Source organism: uncultured Rikenella sp., from assembly GCF_948810725.1.
Taxonomy (GTDB): domain Bacteria; phylum Bacteroidota; class Bacteroidia; order Bacteroidales; family Rikenellaceae; genus Rikenella.
Map to the genome: position 1 here is coordinate 60,594 of NZ_CAQIVA010000006.1, position 15,069 is coordinate 75,662.

General features: G+C 58.2%; 13 protein-coding genes. 10 read left to right on the forward strand and 3 right to left on the reverse strand.

Going from position 1 to position 15,069, the window contains the following annotated elements:
• Positions 1-69 precede the first annotated feature (69 nt).
• Complete coding sequence (locus Q9S52_RS04065) at positions 70-1,266, reverse strand: pyridoxal phosphate-dependent aminotransferase (protein ID WP_304708246.1); 1,197 nt, start codon at positions 1,264-1,266, stop codon at positions 70-72.
• Between the two features lie 164 nt (positions 1,267-1,430).
• Between Q9S52_RS04065 and mnmA the strand changes: the two genes are divergently transcribed.
• From mnmA to Q9S52_RS04085, 4 genes are all read left to right on the forward strand, one after another.
• A complete protein-coding gene (gene mnmA, locus Q9S52_RS04070) occupies positions 1,431-2,636 on the forward strand; it encodes a tRNA 2-thiouridine(34) synthase MnmA (protein ID WP_304708247.1) in 1,206 nt (401 codons plus the stop codon).
• A gap of 244 nt (positions 2,637-2,880) precedes the next feature.
• Positions 2,881-3,987 (forward strand): DUF1573 domain-containing protein, encoded by a 1,107-nt coding sequence (locus tag Q9S52_RS04075; protein ID WP_304708248.1) that lies wholly within the window; start codon positions 2,881-2,883, stop codon positions 3,985-3,987.
• A 98-nt stretch (positions 3,988-4,085) separates the two neighbouring features.
• Positions 4,086-4,250, forward strand: a complete 165-nt coding sequence (locus Q9S52_RS04080; RefSeq protein ID WP_304708249.1) for a hypothetical protein — start codon at positions 4,086-4,088, stop codon at positions 4,248-4,250.
• Positions 4,235-4,450 carry a hypothetical protein gene (locus Q9S52_RS04085; RefSeq protein WP_304708250.1) on the forward strand — a complete coding sequence of 72 codons (216 nt, stop codon included), beginning with the start codon at positions 4,235-4,237 and terminating at the stop codon, positions 4,448-4,450. Before Q9S52_RS04080 ends, Q9S52_RS04085 begins: the two co-directional genes overlap by 16 nt.
• 900 nt (positions 4,451-5,350) lie before the next feature.
• On the opposite strand, the gene lepA is transcribed toward Q9S52_RS04085, so the two are convergent.
• Together lepA and Q9S52_RS04095 are read right to left on the reverse strand one after the other, a co-directional pair.
• Complete coding sequence (gene lepA, locus Q9S52_RS04090) at positions 5,351-7,138, reverse strand: translation elongation factor 4 (RefSeq protein WP_304708272.1); 1,788 nt, start codon at positions 7,136-7,138, stop codon at positions 5,351-5,353.
• Between the two features lie 58 nt (positions 7,139-7,196).
• Positions 7,197-7,613, reverse strand: coding sequence for a hypothetical protein (locus Q9S52_RS04095; RefSeq protein ID WP_304708251.1), 417 nt, complete (start codon positions 7,611-7,613; stop codon positions 7,197-7,199).
• A gap of 293 nt (positions 7,614-7,906) precedes the next feature.
• Here Q9S52_RS04095 and Q9S52_RS04100 point away from each other — a divergent pair, with 293 nt between their 5' ends.
• The 6 genes from Q9S52_RS04100 (at position 7,907) to Q9S52_RS04125 (ending at position 15,067) form a co-directional block, all read left to right on the forward strand.
• Positions 7,907-8,836 carry a GIN domain-containing protein gene (locus Q9S52_RS04100; RefSeq protein WP_304708252.1) on the forward strand — a complete coding sequence of 310 codons (930 nt, stop codon included), beginning with the start codon at positions 7,907-7,909 and terminating at the stop codon, positions 8,834-8,836.
• A gap of 15 nt (positions 8,837-8,851) precedes the next feature.
• Positions 8,852-9,640: a GIN domain-containing protein gene (locus tag Q9S52_RS04105; RefSeq protein WP_304708253.1), complete on the forward strand. Its 789-nt coding sequence runs from the start codon at positions 8,852-8,854 to the stop codon at positions 9,638-9,640.
• An 11-nt stretch (positions 9,641-9,651) separates the two neighbouring features.
• A complete protein-coding gene (locus Q9S52_RS04110; protein ID WP_304708254.1) occupies positions 9,652-10,533 on the forward strand; it encodes a nucleoside phosphorylase in 882 nt (293 codons plus the stop codon).
• An 866-nt stretch (positions 10,534-11,399) separates the two neighbouring features.
• Positions 11,400-12,533, forward strand: a complete 1,134-nt coding sequence (gene dnaN / locus Q9S52_RS04115) for a DNA polymerase III subunit beta (protein ID WP_297628166.1) — start codon at positions 11,400-11,402, stop codon at positions 12,531-12,533.
• Positions 12,534-12,557: 24 nt separating this feature from the next.
• Complete coding sequence (locus Q9S52_RS04120; RefSeq protein WP_294592692.1) at positions 12,558-13,352, forward strand: 3'-5' exonuclease; 795 nt, start codon at positions 12,558-12,560, stop codon at positions 13,350-13,352.
• A 74-nt stretch (positions 13,353-13,426) separates the two neighbouring features.
• The gene (locus Q9S52_RS04125) at positions 13,427-15,067 is read left to right on the forward strand and encodes a LysM peptidoglycan-binding domain-containing protein (protein WP_304708255.1); all 1,641 of its coding nucleotides are present in this window, start codon (positions 13,427-13,429) and stop codon (positions 15,065-15,067) included.
• Positions 15,068-15,069: the final 2 nt, after the last annotated feature.

A 15,069-nucleotide genomic window follows, 5' to 3' on the forward strand; every position in this document is an offset into this window, starting at 1 on the left:
CGGTTGTTCACAAAGAGAACAGTTCTATACAGGGCAATGAATAAAGAATGCAAGATCATCGACATGCGATCAGCAACGGCCCGGATAGACCTTCAAAGCCCGTTCCAGCACCTCCATAGCCCCCCTCAACTCGTCGATATTCAGGACATACGCCAACCGCACCTGCCTACGCCCCGCCGCCGGGTCGGAATAGAAGCCCGATGCCGGAGCCACCATCACCGTCCGCCCCTCCAGCTCGAAATTCTCCAACAGCCACTGCGCGAACCGATCCGCATCGTCCACCGGCAGCTCCGCAATCGCGTAGAACGCCCCCCGAGGCATCGGACAACGCACCCCCTCCATCCGATTCAGCGCCCCGACCATGAAATTCCGCCGTGCCTCGTACTCGTCATGCACCGTGGTAAAGTAGCTCTTCGGCGCCCTCAACGCCGCCTCGGCCGCCACCTGGCCCACATACGGCGCGCACAGCCGCGCCTGGCCCATCCGCAACGCCGCGTCGATCACCGCCGGATTTCGGCTCGCCAACGCCCCGATCCGCGCACCGCACATGCTGAACCGCTTCGAGATCGAGTCCATCATAATCACATGCTCGTCCAGCCCCTCCAAAGCCAGCACCGAATGATGCCGCGCTCCGTTGTAACAGAAATCGCTGTAGACCTCGTCCGCCAACAGAAACAGGTCGTGCCGCAAGACGATCTCCCGCAACTGCAAAATCTCCTCCTCGCTATAGAGGTACCCCGTCGGATTGTTCGGATTGCAGATCAATATCCCGCGCGTTTTCGGCGTGATCCGTTTTTCGAACTCCTCGATCGGCGGCAGAGCGAAATCATCCTCGATAAAAGAGCGCACCGGCACGATCTCCACCCCCGCCTCCATAGCGAAACCGTTGTAATTGGCATAGTACGGTTCCGGCACGATGATCTGATCCCCGCGGTTGCACGTCGCCATCATCGCCATCAGAATCGCCTCCGACCCTCCCGTGGTGACGATGATCTGCTCCCCCGTGAGCGGCAAACCGCGCTCCGTATAGAACCGCGCCAAGGCCTCCCGATAGCTGCCGATTCCGGCCGAATGGGTATAGGCGATCGTCCGGACATCGATCTCCCGAATCGCCGCCAACGCCTCGTCCGGTGTCGGGATGTCCGGCTGACCGATATTCAGGTGATAGACATGCACCCCGCGCCGTTTGGCCTGCTCGGCATACGGGACGAGTTTTCGGATGGGAGAGGCCGGCACGTGGAGGCCGGTCTGCGAAATTTTCGGCATAACGCGATGCTTTGACGAGTGATTCTTTCTGGTAAACAAAGGTAATATTTTTCGGGGCTCGCCCGAAAAAAATCGGAGTCGGTTTCGCCGATCGTCCGAAACGAAATTCCCGCCGAAAAACGTTATCTTTGGGGTTGTTCCGAACCGGAATGATTCGAAACGCTATGGAAAACAACAGACCGAAACATAAGCAACGTGTGGTGGTGGGGCTGTCGGGAGGGGTCGATTCGAGCGTCGCGGCGTGGGTGCTCAAGGAGCAGGGCTACGAGGTCGTGGGGATGTTCATGCGCAACTGGCACGACACCACCGGCACGCTGGCCGGCGACTGTCCGTGGTACGACGACCGCGTTTTCGCCGAACTGGTGGCCAAGAAACTCGACATCGAATTCCACTTCATCGACCTCAGCGAGCAGTATCGCCAACGAGTGGTGGACTATATGTTCGCCGAGTACGGACGGGGGCGGACGCCGAACCCGGACGTGCTGTGCAACCGCGAGATCAAATTCGACGCCTTTCTGAAGGCGGCTCTGGAGCTGGGGGCCGATTATGTGGCCACGGGGCACTACTGCAAGACGGACACGGTGGTCAGCCCGGCGGACGGGCAGACGTATCACCGCCTGATTGCGGGCGACGACCACAACAAAGACCAGAGTTATTTCCTCTGCCAGCTCAATCAGGAGCAACTCGCGAAGGCACTGTTTCCCATCGGAGACTTAGAAAAGCCCGAAGTGCGGCGCATTGCGGCGGAGCAGGGGCTGGCCACGGCGGAACGCAAAGATTCTCAGGGGATTTGTTTTGTCGGGAAGGTCGACTTGCCGGTCTTTCTGCAACAGAAATTAGCGGCACGGCCGGGCGGAGCTATCGTCGAAATTCCGGCGGATTGGGCAGGATACGCGGAGGCGGGACACGACCCGTATGCCCCTTATGCCTATCACGAAAACGACGGAACCCAAGTGGGCGAGCATAACGGGGCCCATTTCTACACGATCGGACAACGCAAGAGGTTGAAGGTGGGGGGGAAACCGGAACCGCTTTTTGTCATCGCGACGGATGTGGACGCCAATATCGTCTACGTCGGCATGGGCGAGAGACATCCGGGACTCTACCGGAGGGGGCTGCGGATTCGTCCGGAGGAGATGCACTGGGTGCGGCCGGACTTGGCGCCGACGGCCGGAGATACCGCGCCGCGCGAGTATCTGGTGCGGATTCGTTACCGGCAGCCGCTGCAACGGGCGACTCTTCGGGTCGATGACGACGGGTGGGGGATCGTCGACTTCGCCGAACCGCAACGGGGGGTAACGGCGGGGCAGTTCGCGGCGTGGTATGCACCGAACGGGGAATTGGTGGGTTCGGGGGTGATCGACGCTTGACAGGCCCCGGGCGGACTCGTAAAACGCCCCGGGCTACCGCAATGCACACTCGGGCCTTACGGGCGGCGTCGGCAACCAGGGCTACAGTTGGACTACTGCCACAAGCGGGATCAACAGCATGCTTTTGGAGTTTCGGGTGCAGTTCCTCATGCCGGACTACGCAGTCAGTCACGGCTATGGTTTTCAGTTGCGTTGCCTCTCGGAATAAACGGGCTGCGGGCGCAAAAACATATGAGATAAACACATGAAAAACAAAATGATCCTGAAACGTATACTTACCTGTTTCGGCCTGCTTCTCCTCGGCACGGGGATCGGCAGAACCGAAGAGACAAAAACGGCACGAATCGTTTTCGACCATTACACCTACGATTTCGGAGAGATTCGAGAGACGGACGGTGATGTCAGCCATACGTTCCGGTTCACGAACGAAGGAGATTTACCGCTGGTTATCAACAGTGTCGGGGTGTCGTGCGGTTGTACCACCCCGCAATTCGACAAGGCTCCGCTGCTGCCGGGACGGACGGCGGAGATGAAAATCACGTTCGACCCGACGAACCGGCCGGGACGCTTCGAAAAGGTGATCCATATCCTCTGCAACGACCCGCGCCGCACCGTGCGGCTGACGATCACCGGGAATGTCATCCCCAAACCGAGGACGTTGCAGGACGACTACCCGTACTATCTGGGTGAAGGATTGCGGATCGCCGACCGGAACCTGACTTTGGGCATGCTACCTCACGGGAAGACGGTTGTCCGAAGCGTCGGAATCGCCAACGCGGGTAAAAAAACGATCCGAATCGAAACGAGCGGTCGTTCGTTGCCGGCATACGTGACGGTGCGGCCCAAGAAATCGCAACTCGCACCGGGAGAACGAAGCGAAATCGAGTTGACGTTCCGCGCTCCGGAAGAGGTCTGGGGGAGGCAACAGGGAAGTTTCGAGCTGTCGGCAGATCACCGACCGCTGCTCGACCCGGTCGAATGGACGGTCATTTTCACGGAGGACTTCGGGGCGCTCTCGCGGACTACGCTCCAGATCGCTCCGCAGGCGGAGTACTCTTCTTCGTTCTACCACTTCAGCGACCAGCCGCAGGGAAAGACGCTGACACGCGAGTTCCAGATCACCAACACGGGTCGTAAAGACCTTATTATTCGACACATCGGGACAACCGACAATCGACTTCGCGTGACGGCGGACAAGACGGTCATTGCGCGAGACGATACGGCCACGCTGACCGTCAAATGGGACACGACTGACAAACAGGGAAGGATTTCGGCTGGAATCACGATCGTCACGAACGATCCGGGGCGTCCGGCACAGGAGATTCGCCTACAGGCCCGTATGGTGGAATAGCCTGCCGATCGACTGATTTTGCGACTGTTTTTACAGGAAATTCGAGGAGTCATGGACGCCCCGCCCCGGGCTTCCGCAAAGGAAGCGGAGACGGAACAATGGATCAAATCGGCCTCTACGGATTCAGTTGGTCTTCCAGTTCTTTCCTATGGGAGGGAATCTACGAACGCAGTTTGGCTATGCGCTTTCAGTTTCAGGCTGCCGAAACGACTCATGAAGATTACCGCGCTCACAGTTTTCAGTTGCGTTGCCTCTCGGAATAAACGGGGACGAGCAGCCCGCCCCGGGCTTCCGCAGCCACGGTGACGGAACGTTCTATCACACGGGCAATTTCTGTTATCAATGGTCGTTGTCCACCAACAGTATCGGTAGCTGGATTCTGCATTTTCATTCACAGCTCCTCAACACCAGCTACGTGAGCCGCCGCGCTTTCGGTTTTCAGCTGCGTTGCCTCTCGGAATAAACGGGGTGCCGCTCGGCACGAAAAAGCTAGCCGGATCTACTCTATCTGTGGCTTGACTTTGGCAGGCCGAAGCCTGCGGGAGCCAAACGAGCATCGCGAAGTGGCGGCCCTACGCCGGGTATGGCTTCGGCCCGCGCGACCCTAAAGGGGCGCAAGAGCTCGGCCAATTTGTTTTCGGCCGCAGCCAGCGGAGAACGAAGACGGAGCGCGAGCGGAGTATTTCGGCCCTCCGCATCCGGGGGCTGCGGGCCGACCGTTGTCACGGGGACTGAGCTACTCGCTCGCGGCCCAAAGTAAAGACTAAAGCACGATCACAAGCACAGCCCAACTCACCGCCCCAGCCAAGCCCCAAACTCGGCCCAGCGCGGCGGGAAAACCGTAGCCGGTTTTCCCGCCCGAAGAACGAGCACAGCCCAAAGCACAGCCCAGTTCTCCGCCCCGTGTCAGCCTCACTGCGGCTCCGCTATCGCTCCGCCGCGCTTGTCGTCGCCCGCTGGGATTTCATCTCGATTTTGCTCACCGCAAAACGAGTGAAATCCCTCTTTAAGCGGGCGGGCGACGGTTTTTTCGTACAGGGTCGAGTTCTTTCGCGCGCCCGGGGAAATCTTGTCAAAACGTGCAAGCACATTTTGACGATTTCCCTCTTTAGGCGTGGCGCGCGATCTGGTCATTGCTCCGGCTGGTACTGTTCTTTTTCTGAAGAAAAAGAACCAAAAAGACTTTCGACGGATGCTAACGCATCCTAAAGCTGCCGACGGCCCAACCCTTTGTCCGCGCGGGCCCCACGTCCCGTGGACGGGCGAAACTACGTTTCGCTGTGGCAGCCTCTACTCCCGTTCTCTGTCCGCGCGCTGGCGGCGGGCAAGGGGCAGCCTCAACGCACACCCGACAATCCCGCCGTCAGTCCATCCTAAGCACCGCAAGGAAAGCCTCCTGAGGCACCTCCACACGCCCCACCTGACGCATCCGTTTCTTCCCCGCCTTCTGCTTTTCGAGTAGCTTCCGCTTCCGCGAAATGTCACCCCCGTAACACTTCGCCGTCACATCCTTCCGCACCGCCTTGACCGTCTCGCGCGCAATGATCTTCGCCCCGATCGCCGCCTGAATCGCGATATCGAACTGCTGACGCGGAATCAGTTCCTTGAGCTTCTCGCACATCTTCCGCCCGAAATCATAGGCGTGATCCACATAAATCAGCGACGACAGCGCATCCACCTGCTCGCCGTTCAGCAAAATATCCAACTTCGACAACCGAGAGGGTTTGTAATCCGTCATGTGGTAGTCGAACGAAGCATACCCCCGCGAAACACTCTTCAGTTTGTCATAGAAATCGAAGACGATCTCCGCCAGCGGCATGTCGAAATTGACCTCCACCCGGTCCGTCGTAATGAAATTCTGGTTCAGCAACACCCCCCGTTTCTCGATGCAGAGCTTCATAATCGCCCCCAGATACTCCGTCTTGGTAATCACCTGAGCCAGAATATACGGCTCCTCGATGTGGTCGATCATGTTCGGCACCGGCAGCCCCGACGGATTGTGCACCATCAGTTCCTCGCCCTTGGTCGTGAAGACCTTGTACGAGACGTTAGGCACCGTCGTAATGACATCCATGTTGAACTCGCGGAACAAACGTTCCTGAATGATCTCCATGTGGAGCAGCCCAAGAAAGCCGCACCGGAACCCGAATCCCAACGCCAGCGACGACTCGGGTTCGTAGGTCAGCGACGCGTCGTTGAGCTGCAATTTTTCGAGAGAGGCCCGCAAATCCTCGTACTGATCCGTCTCGACCGGATAAATCCCCGCAAAGACCATCGGTTTCACATCCTCGAACCCGGCGATCGCCTCACGACACGGCTCGGCCACCGACGTGATCGTGTCCCCCACCTTCACGTCCACCGAATTTTTGATCCCCGAGATGATATACCCCACGTCGCCTGTCCGAATCTCGTCCCGCGGCGACATCTTGAGCTTCAGCACCCCGATCTCGTCGGCGTCGTACTCGCTGCCGGCATTGAAAAATTTCACCCGCTCGCCCTTCCGGATCACCCCGTTCATCACCCGGTAATAGGCGATAATCCCGCGAAACGGATTGAATACGGAATCGAAAATCAGTGCCTGCAACGGCGCACTGTCATCCCCCTTGGGCGCGGGCACCCGTTCGACGATGGCCCGGAGAATCTCTTCGACCCCTTCACCCGTCTTCCCCGAAGCAGCCAGAATCTCCTCGCGCCGACAGCCGAGCATATCGACGATCTGATCTTTCACCTCTTCGACCATCGCGGAAGCCATGTCGATTTTATTGAGCACCGGAATGATTTCGAGATCGTTCCCGAGCGCCAGATAGAGGTTCGAAATGGTCTGGGCCTGAATCCCCTGCGTGGCATCGACCACCAGCAAGGCCCCCTCGCATGACGCGATGGCCCGCGATACCTCGTACGAGAAGTCGACGTGCCCCGGGGTGTCGATCAGGTTCAGGATATACTTCTCGCCTCCCTGCACGTACTCCATCTGAATGGCGTGGCTCTTGATGGTGATCCCTTTCTCTTTCTCCAGATCCATATCGTCGAGCACCTGGGCCTGCAATTCCCGTTCGCTGACGGTTTTGGTCACCTCCAGCAGCCGGTCGGCCAGGGTCGATTTGCCGTGGTCGATGTGCGCGATGATACAGAAGTTGCGGATATTCTTCATAATTCTTAAAATCTCTAATCGTTTATTCAGTTCTTTGCCCCAGCTGGTACTGTCCTTTTTAACTTCGCTCCGCTCGTTTTCCTCCTCGCCGCTCGGCAATTTGCAAACCATGTTTGCATTGCGCTCGCTGGCAGCGTCGGTTGTGAACAAAAAGAACCAAAAAAACTTTAGACGGATGCTTGCGCATCCTCAAGCTGCCGGCGGCCCAATTCTCGGTTGATTCGTTGGGCTGTGGTTTTCCGGCGCAGCGCGCTTGGGTTATTTTCCCGTTATTTAGCGCGCTCGCCGAGAAAACCCAGCCCGACAGACTCGCGAAACATGAGGACTGCGGAGCCTGAGGAGTAGCGTAGCTAGCATAAAAGTTTTTGGTGCCGCTTTTTTCAAAAAGCGGCAGTTCCAGCTCATAGCCAAAGAACAGACAGACAATTAAAGATACAAAATTAGGGAATTTTTCGGGATCGGGCCGAATGTCCAAAAATTAGACGACATCTGTCTAATTTTTAGACACTCAGAAGCAAGCTAAGAAAAATCATCAAACTGACTATCAAGACATTAAACACTTTGGCACGCCGATGGCATAAGAACGGGACAAACAACAAAGAAACGCAACCGATTATGAAACACCTGTTATTCCTGATTCTGGTGGGCATCTGCATCGCCGCCTAAGGAACTGCCGAAAAATTTGCCGATCTGTCGCCGAATAGCTATATTTGAGAGACCGACCGCCACAGACCACACACAACGTCTATTTAGTTTTTTTAACGAACCATGACAACCAAACCTTTTGTCCTGCTGGGCACCCTGCTCTTTTCGATGACCGCCGCACTGGCCGGCGAAAAAACGGTAACCCCGAGTCAGGGCGTCCGGCTGACCGGACTGCAAGCCGGACACTGCTTCAAAGTGACCCTGCACCAAAGCGACGACACCGACCGGAACGGCGTGCGGATCACCCTCGACGAGCGACTCGAACCCTACCTGAAAGCGGAAGTCAGCGGCGGCATGCTGCGGCTCGGCTTCGAAGAGCTGCCCAAAGAGCTCCAAAACACCGAAAAATGGTCGTGTCCCGCCACAGCCGAAGTCACCCTCGCCCGGATCGACCGACTCTCCGTTTCGGGGAAAGCTTCGGTGCACACGGACGACACCTTCAGCGGAACCGCTTCGCAAATCGAGGCCTCCGGAATGGGGCATATCTCCCCGATTACCATTGCCGTGACCGGAAAAGAGACGCCCGAAATCGACGTTTCCGGGATGGGACATATCGACGCGACACTCCGGAATGAGGTCGCCGGAATGAAAATCGACGCTTCGGGAATGGGCCGGCTCCGGCTGACACACGACGCCCAGAGCGGCGACACGAAAATCGATGCCTCGGGGCAGAGCAAAATCGACCTGACCTTACAGGAAACCGGTTCGATGGATATCGACGCTTCCGGCATGGCCTCCGTTACCGCCCACGGAAGAACCGACCGGTTAGAGGCAACGACCTCCGGAAAGGCACGCCTCGAATTCGGCGACCTGAGCTCGACCGAAGCCGATTGCACAGCTTCCGGCATGAGCCAAATGGTCTGCCGGGTCACCAAAGGAATCGACGCCGCGGCTTCGGGCTCCAGTTCCATACGGGTACTCGCCGACCAGGCCATCCGAATGCACACCCGGACGTCGGCCATGGCCAAAGTACACCTGAACTATGTCGAATAAACTTAAATAAAAATCATGTTAAAACAGCTTCTTTTTTCCCTCGGCGCCATACTGGCCGGCAGCCTGCCGGTCTCGGCCCAGACCACGGACACGGCGCCTAAGGTGATCCAAACCGGCCATCTGCGCGGGATCGAAACCCGACAGGGATTTGCGGTCTCCCTCCGGCCGGGGGCGATAAGCGGGGCGACCATCGTTGTCGACAGCCGCCTCCAGCCCTATCTGCGCGTCGAAGTGCGAGAGGGAATACTCCACCTCGGTTTCAACGACATCCCCCACGACCTGCAACGTAAAAACCTGACCCGAAAAGCCGAAGTGACCGTCTCGACACTCGAAAAACTCAAAGCACACAGCGGTTCGACGGTAACCGGCAGCGGGAACTTTACCGCCCCCGGCGAATGCGACATCGATATACACTCGGGCGCGCGAATCGAGGGGATCGACCTGGCGGCCAGAGAGGTCGAGATCGATGTGCACTCCGGGGCAGATATCCTCCGGAGCCGCATGACGACGCAAGAGATCGAAATCGAGGTACACTCCGGCGCGAAAGCTGCGATCGACGGCACGACCGAGCGGCTGAAGGCCCAAGTATACTCCGGCGCTTCGGCCGAACTGGAAAACCTCGACGCTGCGGACGCCAAAGTTTCGGCCTCGTCGGGAGCTTCGCTCCGATGCCGGGTCAGCCGGAGTCTGGAGGCCTCCGCCTCGTCGGGCGGCTCGATCCGATACCGGGCAGCCGGCGATTTGCTCCACTCTGCGGTGCAGATACACACCTCGTCGGGCGGTTCGGTTCGACAGATCAAATAACGCTTTCGTCTATGAGCACCTTTATTTCCCCGTCGGAGTTAATCATCAACTCCGACGGTTCCGTATTCCACCTCCACCTGCGTCCGGAACAGCTGGCCGACACGGTCATCCTGGTCGGCGACCCGGATCGCAGCACACTGATCGCCAGCCATTTCGACCGCATCGAAAGCAGCACGGCCAGCCGCGAATTCCGCTCCCATACCGGCACATTGAACGGGGTGCGGCTCACGGTGCTTTCGACGGGAATCGGGTGCGACAACATCGATATCGTCATGACCGAGTTGGACGCGCTGGCTAACGTGGATTTCGAAACGCGGCGCGTGAAACCGCTCCCCGAGCGTCGCTCGTTGCGGATCGTCCGGTTAGGCACGAGCGGGGCGTTGCAGGAGGATATTCCGTTCGGGGCGATGATTATGGCCACGGTATCGGGCGGTCTGGACGGCCTGCTCAACTTCTACGCCGACCGGGCGCGGGTCTGCGACCGGGAGCTCGAAGAGGCGTTCGTGCGCCAGACTCGCTGGGAGGAGCGTTGGGCAACGCCTTATTTCGTCCCGAACGATCCGGAGCTGGTCGAACGGTTCAGCGATGTCGCCATCCGGGGGCTAACACTCTCGGCGCCGGGCTTTTTCGGGCCGCAGGGACGGGTCGTCCGATTGCCGCTGATGCGGGCGGACTACATAGAGACGATTCGGCGGTTCGAGCACGAGGGGCTGCGAGTAACGAACTTCGAGATGGAGAGTTCGGCCATCGCGGGGCTGGCGGCACTGTTGGGACACCGGGCATTGACTCTCTGCACGGTGATCGTCCAGCGGGCGGCGGGCGACAGTCGTCCGGACTACGCGCCGTTCGTGCAGCGAATGATCGAAACGGCGCTCGAAAAGCTGACGCTGTAACGTCATTTGCCTGTATTGTGCCCATCACGTGCCGCCCCGGGCTTCCGCGCTTCAGATACGGGTATATTGTGGGGGTTCGGCAACCATGGATACAGTTGGTCATCCACTTGCAACAGGAGTGTAGGCGTGTTCTTACACTTCAGCACACAGTTCCTCAATTCCTGTGACGTGGGCGACCACGGCCACGGTCTTCAGTTGCGTTGCCTCTCGGAATAAACGGATGGGGGCCGAAAACCTGCGGTTCGAAGAACCGCGCGGGCCGGACGCCTCCCCCTCGGGAGGCTCGCAACGTTCGCAGGCTCACTGCGGTCACTCCCGGGCGTCCGGCCCACAAAAGCTATCCCCCAGTCACCGCCCGGCTGTCATGTTCGGCCTGTCGCCCATCCCCCCGAAGCCGCTACGGGGCTTGGACGACGAGGCCGGCGACCTAAAGGTCGCAGGAGCTCGGCTCATTCATCGCCCTATTCTCGGAAGTTCGTCCTCGGCGCGCCCCCCACGCGCCGCTATGGCGTCGCTCTCGCCGAGGACGGCGATTCTGCGAATCGCTCTACTCGCTCTCCCTCAAAGCACTGTCCCGTGTGCGCCCCACTGCGGTCCCACTGCGGCTCCGCTTTCGCTCCGCCACGTTTTCGCGCGCCTTACGCGATTACTTTTAAGTAATAAAAGCCGCCCGCCGTGGCGTGAACGCGTCCGCCGGGCGGGCGCACCCTTCGGGTGATTTAATGGCAACCTCTACCCAAACCGCTCCAAAGACACTCCCCGACGGCTGTCCGACCCGACAGAGAAAACCCGCCCCACCCCATACAGCAAAAACCAAAAATCGCTATCTTTGTCAGATATTCACCAAACGGAAAAACACTTTTCTTATGAAATTCATCATATCCAGCACCTTGCTGTCGAACAACCTCCAATCCATCGGAAAAGTCATCAGCAACAAAAACACCTTGCCGATCCTCGACTACTTCCTGTTCGAACTGGCCGGCAATCAGCTGAAAATCACCGCATCGGACTTGGAAACCACCCTGATCTCCACCTTGGAAGTGGACAACCAGAACGGTGACGGCGTAGTGGCGATTCCGGCGCGGCGGATCACCGACTCGATCAAAGAGTTTTCGGAACAACCGCTGACCATCACCGTAGACAAAGAGAGCTGGGAAGTGACCATCAACTGGAAAACCGGAAAACTCAGCATTCCGGGAATCACCGGACTCGGCTATCCGGAACTGCCGGCAGTCGAGGAGAGCGCTGCGACCATCTTCTATATTCCGGCACCGGCGCTCGGAGACGGCCTCAACCAGACCCTGTTCGCCACCGCAGACGACGAGCTGAGACCGGTGATGAACGGCGTCGACATCGCCTTGTCACTGAAGGAGATATCGTTCGTGGCTACCGATGCGCACCGGCTGGCTCTGTTCAAGAACGCCAACGTGACCTCTGATAAGGAAGCCTCGTTCATCCTGCCGAAAAAACCGGCCAATCTGCTCAAAAACCTCCTCTCGCGGGATGCCGAAGAGATGATTACCGTTACGTTCGACACCAAGAACGCGATCTTCACGATGCCGAAACACAAAATCGTCTGCCGGTTGATCGAAGGGAACTACCCGAACTACAACGCCGTGATTCCCAACAACAACCCGAACAAAGTGCTGGTCGATCGGATGGAGCTGCTCAACGCCATCAAACGCGTATCCGTCTGCTCGAACCAGGCCAACCAGTTGATTAAACTGGACTTGACCGCAGGAAACATCAACCTTTCGGCACAAGATATCGACTACGCCGCGGCAGCGGAAGACAACATCAGCTGCAACTACGACGGCTCGCCCATCGAAATCGGCTTCCGGTCATCGTTCCTGCTCGATTTGCTGGGGAACATCCACTCGCCGGAAGTATCGATCGAACTGGCGGACGCGACCCGACCAGGGCTCTTCTTCCCGTCGGAAAACGACACCGAAGGCGAGTCGCTGCTCATGCTGCTCATGCCGATGATGATCAACGCATAACCTCGCTCGGACGACCACAACGCTATGGAACTGAAGCTGAAACGTCCGCTGATCTTTTTCGACATCGAATCCACCGGCGTCGATCCGGGACGAGATCACATCGTCGAAATCTCGCTCATCAAAGTGCACCCCAACGGAGACGAAGAGGTGAAGACCAGACGGATCAATCCGGGCGTTCACATTCCGGAGGAGACTACAGCCATACACGGCATCTCGGATGAAGATGTGCGCGACTGTCCGACCTTTCCGCAGATCGCCAAATCGCTGGCCGCATTCATCAAAGGAGGAGACCTGGCGGGATACAACTCCAACAAATTCGACATCCCGATGTTAGTCGAAGAGTTCATGCGGGCCGGCATCGAAATCGACCTCGACGGGAAACGGTTCGTGGACGTGCAGAACATCTTCCACAAGATGGAACAGCGGACGCTGGCTGCCGCACACCGGTTCTACTGCGGAACCGAGATCGAGAATGCGCACTCCGCGGAAGCAGATATACGAGCCACCTACAACGTGCTGAAGGCACAGCTCGACCGTTATCCGGACACCTTGCAGAACGACGTGGAATTTTTGTCCGATTTTTCGCAAACGACTCGAAACGTGGATTTTGCGGGACGGATCGTGCTGAACGACAAAGACGTGCCGGTTTTCAACTTCGGCAAGCACAAAGGGCGCCCGGTGGCGGAAGTGTTCGCTGCGGAACCGACCTATTACAGTTGGATGATGAACGGCGACTTCCCGATGAACACCAAACAGGTCATCACCCAACTGCGGCTCGGGAAAGACACCGCAGGAAAGAAACGGAACACCTCGCATTAGCCTCTTTTCTCTCCTCTTGCACGAGCGGGAGGTTGTAGAACGAATCATCTGTTTAAGAGACACATACACCGGATATGATTAGCAAACGCGTTTTCACCCTTTGTATCTGCCTGATGCTGGGCGGGGCTCCGATGTCGGAAGCCGTCCGGGCCCAGACGGTTATCAAAGTTTCCACCCGGGGGATTACGATGCGGGGCGAAAACTACCTCCTGCACAAGGTGAAAAAAGGCGAAACCTTATTCGCCATTTCCGAAGCCTATGGGGTGAGCGAAGAGGATATTATGCGCGCCAACAGTTTGACGAAGACCACTTTGCGCGCCAAGCAGACCTTACTGATCCCGCAGGCCAAACAACGCATCCAACGGAAGAAAGGCACCGCTACGACCGACCCGCAACAGCAACAACTGCCGGAGCCGCAGATCGAAAATCCGAGGCCTACCGTGCCGCCGAGAACGATTCCGCGACCGGTGCCTGCGCGGACGACGGAACAAGTCGTCTCGACACGCTCCGACACCATTTCGACCCATGGCAGAGGGAAGCGGAATCCTGAACGGGGAGGTCTGTCGCAAGAGGAGAACGCAGGCGAAACCGCAGTATCGGGATTCGGAACCGGTCTGCTGCACGCCCGGGATGCAAAGGCACCGATCGAAACGGTCGTGCTGTTGCCGTTGCAGGAGGGTTTGAGTTCGAACCACCGGTTCGCGGACTACTACCGGGGGATTCTGATGGGGCTGAATGCGCTGAAACAGGACGGCATCTCGGTCAATCTCCGGTTCCTGAACACCGGGGCGGCGGAAGAGATCGTCGAACGTCAAATCCGGTCGGGAGCTTTGGACCGCGCCGATCTGATCATCGGACCGGTCTATCCGATCGCATTCGACACCGTGGCCAGCTATGGAGCCCAACGCGGCATTGCCATCGTCAGCCCGTTGGGAGCGGTGGGGGCAGACGACAATCCGTACGTCTACGAAGTTTCGCCGGACGAGACCCATGCCTTCGACCGCATTTTCGAACAGTTCGGCGGACGGCCCGGGACGGCGAGCGAGGGGGACAATCTGCTGGTGATCGACCACGTCGAACATCCGGATACCGCTACATTCTCGCTGATCGAATCGCGGCTCGGAGAGGTGATCTCCACCTTGTCGTTCAGCGGCGAACGGGCGAGGAGTCAGGATATGGACGCTTTGCTGACCGCAGCGTTGGAACGGGGACGGCACAACATCGTTTACGTGCCGGTCAATCGGGCGGATGCGCTGGAAGGGGTGCTCTCTCACCTCAGTTCGCTGGTCAGCAACAGCCACTATCGGATTACCGTCATCGGCACCCCGCGCTGGGAGTGGGTGCAGAACATCAACCTCGACCTGTTCTACAAACTCAACGTGCACTACCCCGCTTCGTATCATGCCGACCGGAGCGATCCGGCGGTCGCAGCGTTCTACACCGAATACCTGAAAGAGTTCGGCGAGTTGCCCAGTCCGTATTCGTTCCGGGGCTATGACGTCATCAGGTACTTCGGCGGCGCATTGAAACGCTTCGGGACAGAGATGCCGATTCGATTGCAAAAAGAGACGTATCGTCCGAATTTGTTACAGGTGGGCTACACCTTCCAGCAGCAGGTACCGGATGGAGAGAGTGAACGATCGGGTAAATTCCGAAACGTGGCATGGCCGGTGGTGCACTTCCGTCCGAACTACACCATTCAGGTGGAACGGTAGCC

What these genes read in the sequence shown, in the direction of transcription:
- Q9S52_RS04065 (WP_304708246.1), bottom strand. Translation starts at nt 1,266, where the DNA reads ATGCCGAAAATTTCGCAGACCGGCCTCCACGTGCCGGCCTCTCCCATC.
- mnmA (WP_304708247.1), top strand. Translation starts at nt 1,431, where the DNA reads ATGGAAAACAACAGACCGAAACATAAGCAACGTGTGGTGGTGGGGCTG.
- Q9S52_RS04075 (WP_304708248.1), top strand. Translation starts at nt 2,881, where the DNA reads ATGAAAAACAAAATGATCCTGAAACGTATACTTACCTGTTTCGGCCTG.
- Q9S52_RS04080 (WP_304708249.1), top strand. Translation starts at nt 4,086, where the DNA reads ATGGATCAAATCGGCCTCTACGGATTCAGTTGGTCTTCCAGTTCTTTC.
- lepA (WP_304708272.1), bottom strand. Translation starts at nt 7,138, where the DNA reads ATGAAGAATATCCGCAACTTCTGTATCATCGCGCACATCGACCACGGC.
- Q9S52_RS04100 (WP_304708252.1), top strand. Translation starts at nt 7,907, where the DNA reads ATGACAACCAAACCTTTTGTCCTGCTGGGCACCCTGCTCTTTTCGATG.
- Q9S52_RS04105 (WP_304708253.1), top strand. Translation starts at nt 8,852, where the DNA reads ATGTTAAAACAGCTTCTTTTTTCCCTCGGCGCCATACTGGCCGGCAGC.
- Q9S52_RS04110 (WP_304708254.1), top strand. Translation starts at nt 9,652, where the DNA reads ATGAGCACCTTTATTTCCCCGTCGGAGTTAATCATCAACTCCGACGGT.
- dnaN (WP_297628166.1), top strand. Translation starts at nt 11,400, where the DNA reads ATGAAATTCATCATATCCAGCACCTTGCTGTCGAACAACCTCCAATCC.
- Q9S52_RS04120 (WP_294592692.1), top strand. Translation starts at nt 12,558, where the DNA reads ATGGAACTGAAGCTGAAACGTCCGCTGATCTTTTTCGACATCGAATCC.
- Q9S52_RS04125 (WP_304708255.1), top strand. Translation starts at nt 13,427, where the DNA reads ATGATTAGCAAACGCGTTTTCACCCTTTGTATCTGCCTGATGCTGGGC.